This window comes from Marinobacter denitrificans (genome assembly GCF_008795955.1).
GTDB lineage: Bacteria > Pseudomonadota > Gammaproteobacteria > Pseudomonadales > Oleiphilaceae > Marinobacter > Marinobacter denitrificans.
Window position 1 is genome coordinate 1 of the sequence record NZ_VMHN01000025.1, and the last position, 3,056, is coordinate 3,056.

The window sequence follows — 3,056 nt, forward strand, 5'->3', positions numbered from 1 at the left end:
GCTGAGTTCGGGATGGGATCAGGTGGTTCCAGACCGCTATGGTCGTCAGGCAAAACGGTTGATCACTGGGTGGACGAGATAGGACTGTGATGTTGATTTCGTTGCGTTATCCGCAATTGTCTTGGGTGTTATATAGTCAAGCCGCACGAGCAATTAGTATCGGTTAGCTCAACGCCTCGCAGCGCTTACACACCCGACCTATCAACGTCCTGGTCTTGAACGGCTCTTCAGGGACCTCAAGGGTCCAGGGAGATCTCATCTTGGAAGGGGCTTCCCGCTTAGATGCTTTCAGCGGTTATCCTGTCCGAACATAGCTACCGGGCAATGCGTCTGGCGACACAACCCGAACACCAGCGGTTCGTCCACTCCGGTCCTCTCGTACTAGGAGCAGCTTTCCTCAAATCTCCAACGTCCACGGCAGATAGGGACCGAACTGTCTCACGACGTTCTAAACCCAGCTCGCGTACCACTTTAAATGGCGAACAGCCATACCCTTGGGACCGGCTTCAGCCCCAGGATGTGATGAGCCGACATCGAGGTGCCAAACACCGCCGTCGATGTGAACTCTTGGGCGGTATCAGCCTGTTATCCCCGGAGTACCTTTTATCCGTTGAGCGATGGCCCTTCCATACAGAACCACCGGATCACTATGACCTACTTTCGTACCTGCTCGACGTGTCTGTCTCGCAGTTAAGCGGGCTTGTGCCATTACACTAACCGCATGATGTCCGACCATGCTTAGCCCACCTTTGTGCTCCTCCGTTACGCTTTGGGAGGAGACCGCCCCAGTCAAACTACCCACCACACAGTGTCCTCATCCCCGATAAGGGGACCAAGTTAGAACCTCAAACAGGTCAGGCTGGTATTTCAAGGTTGGCTCCACCAGAACTGGCGTCCTGGTTTCAAAGCCTCCCAGCTATCCTACACAAACATGCTCAAAGTTCACTGTGAAGCTATAGTAAAGGTTCACGGGGTCTTTCCGTCTAGCCGCGGATACACCGCATCTTCACGGCGATTTCAATTTCACTGAGTCTCGGGTAGAGACAGCGCCCCCATCGTTACGCCATTCGTGCAGGTCGGAACTTACCCGACAAGGAATTTCGCTACCTTAGGACCGTTATAGTTACGGCCGCCGTTTACCGGGGCTTCGATCAAGAGCTTCGCACGAATGCTAACCCCATCAATTAACCTTCCGGCACCGGGCAGGCGTCACACCGTATACGTCCACTTTCGTGTTTGCACAGTGCTGTGTTTTTAATAAACAGTCGCAGGGGCCTGGTATCTTCGACCGGCTTCTGCTCAACCCGCGAGGGGCGTCACATACCACCGGCGTGCCTTCTCCCGAAGTTACGGCACCATTTTGCCTAGTTCCTTTACCCGAGTTCTCTCAAGCGCCTTGGTATTCTCTACCTGACCACCTGTGTCGGTTTGGGGTACGGTCCCGAATAGCCTGAAGCTTAGAAGATTTTCCTGGAAGCAGGGCATCAATGACTTCCCGCCCTGAAAGGGCAGTCGTCGTCGCGTCTCGGCATTGTGGGACCGGATTTGCCTAATCCCACTGCCTACTCGCTTAAACCGGGACAACCGTCGCCCGGCTCACCTAGCCTTCTCCGTCTCTCCATCGCAGCTATCCAAGGTACGGGAATATTAACCCGTTTCCCATCGACTACACCTTTCGGTCTCGCCTTAGGGGCCGACTCACCCTGCGCCGATTAGCGTTGCGCAGGAACCCTTGGTCTTCCGGCGTGGGGGTTTTTCACCCCCATTGTCGTTACTCATGTCAGCATTCGCACTTCTGATACCTCCAGCATGCTTCTCAACACACCTTCGCAGGCTTACAGAACGCTCCCCTACCCCGCATACTTGCGTATGCAGCCGCAGCTTCGGTAACCAGTTTGAGCCCCGTTACATCTTCCGCGCAGGCCGACTCGACTAGTGAGCTATTACGCTTTCTTTAAAGGATGGCTGCTTCTAAGCCAACCTCCTAGCTGTCTGAGCCTTCCCACATCGTTTCCCACTTAACTGGTATTTGGGGACCTTAGCTGGCGGTCTGGGTTGTTTCCCTCTTCACGATGGACGTTAGCACCCACCGTGTGTCTCCCGGATAGTACTCACAGGTATTCGGAGTTTGCATCGGGTTGGTAAGTCGGGATGACCCCCTAGCCGAAACAGTGCTCTACCCCCTGTGGTATTCGTCCGAGGCGCTACCTAAATAGCTTTCGGGGAGAACCAGCTATCTCCGGGCTTGATTAGCCTTTCACTCCGATCCACAAGTCATCCCCTGGCTTTTCAACGACAGTGGGTTCGGTCCTCCAGTTGATGTTACTCAACCTTCAACCTGCTCATGGATAGATCGCCCGGTTTCGGGTCTATGCCCAGCGACTAAATCGCCCTATTCAGACTCGGTTTCCCTACGGCTCCCCTAAACGGTTAACCTCGCCACTGAACATAAGTCGCTGACCCATTATACAAAAGGTACGCCGTCACAGAACAAGTCTGCTCCGACTGCTTGTACGCATACGGTTTCAGGATCTATTTCACTCCCCTCACAGGGGTTCTTTTCGCCTTTCCCTCACGGTACTGGTTCACTATCGGTCAGTCAGGAGTATTTAGCCTTGGAGGATGGTCCCCCCATGTTCAGACAGGATGTCTCGTGTCCCGTCCTACTCGATTTCACTGGACTCAGGTTTCGGATACGGGGCTATCACCCACTATGGCGGCACTTTCCAGAGCCTTCTCCTACCAGTTGTCCAGCTTAAGGGCTGGTCCCCGTTCGCTCGCCGCTACTGAGGGAATCTCGGTTGATTTCTTTTCCTTCGGGTACTTAGATGTTTCAGTTCCCCGAGTTCGCCCCGTACAGCTATGTATTCACTGTACGGTACCGACCCGAAAGTCGGTGGGTTTCCCCATTCAGAGATGCCCGGATCACAGCTTGTTTGCCAGCTCCCCGAGCCTTATCGCAGGCTTCCACGTCTTTCATCGCCTCTGACTGCCAAGGCATCCACCGTATGCGCTTAGTTGCTTGACTATATAACCCCAAGACAACTGATCACGAA

The 3,056-nt window shown here is 54.1% G+C and carries 2 rRNA genes; both read right to left on the reverse strand.

The features are described from left to right. Nucleotides 1-50 (reverse strand): 5S ribosomal RNA (gene rrf / locus FO268_RS23425); the annotation flags it as partial. A gap of 82 nt (nucleotides 51-132) precedes the next feature. After that, a 23S ribosomal RNA gene (locus FO268_RS22650) occupies nucleotides 133-3,028 on the reverse strand. Between the last annotated feature and the right edge of the window lie 28 nt (nucleotides 3,029-3,056).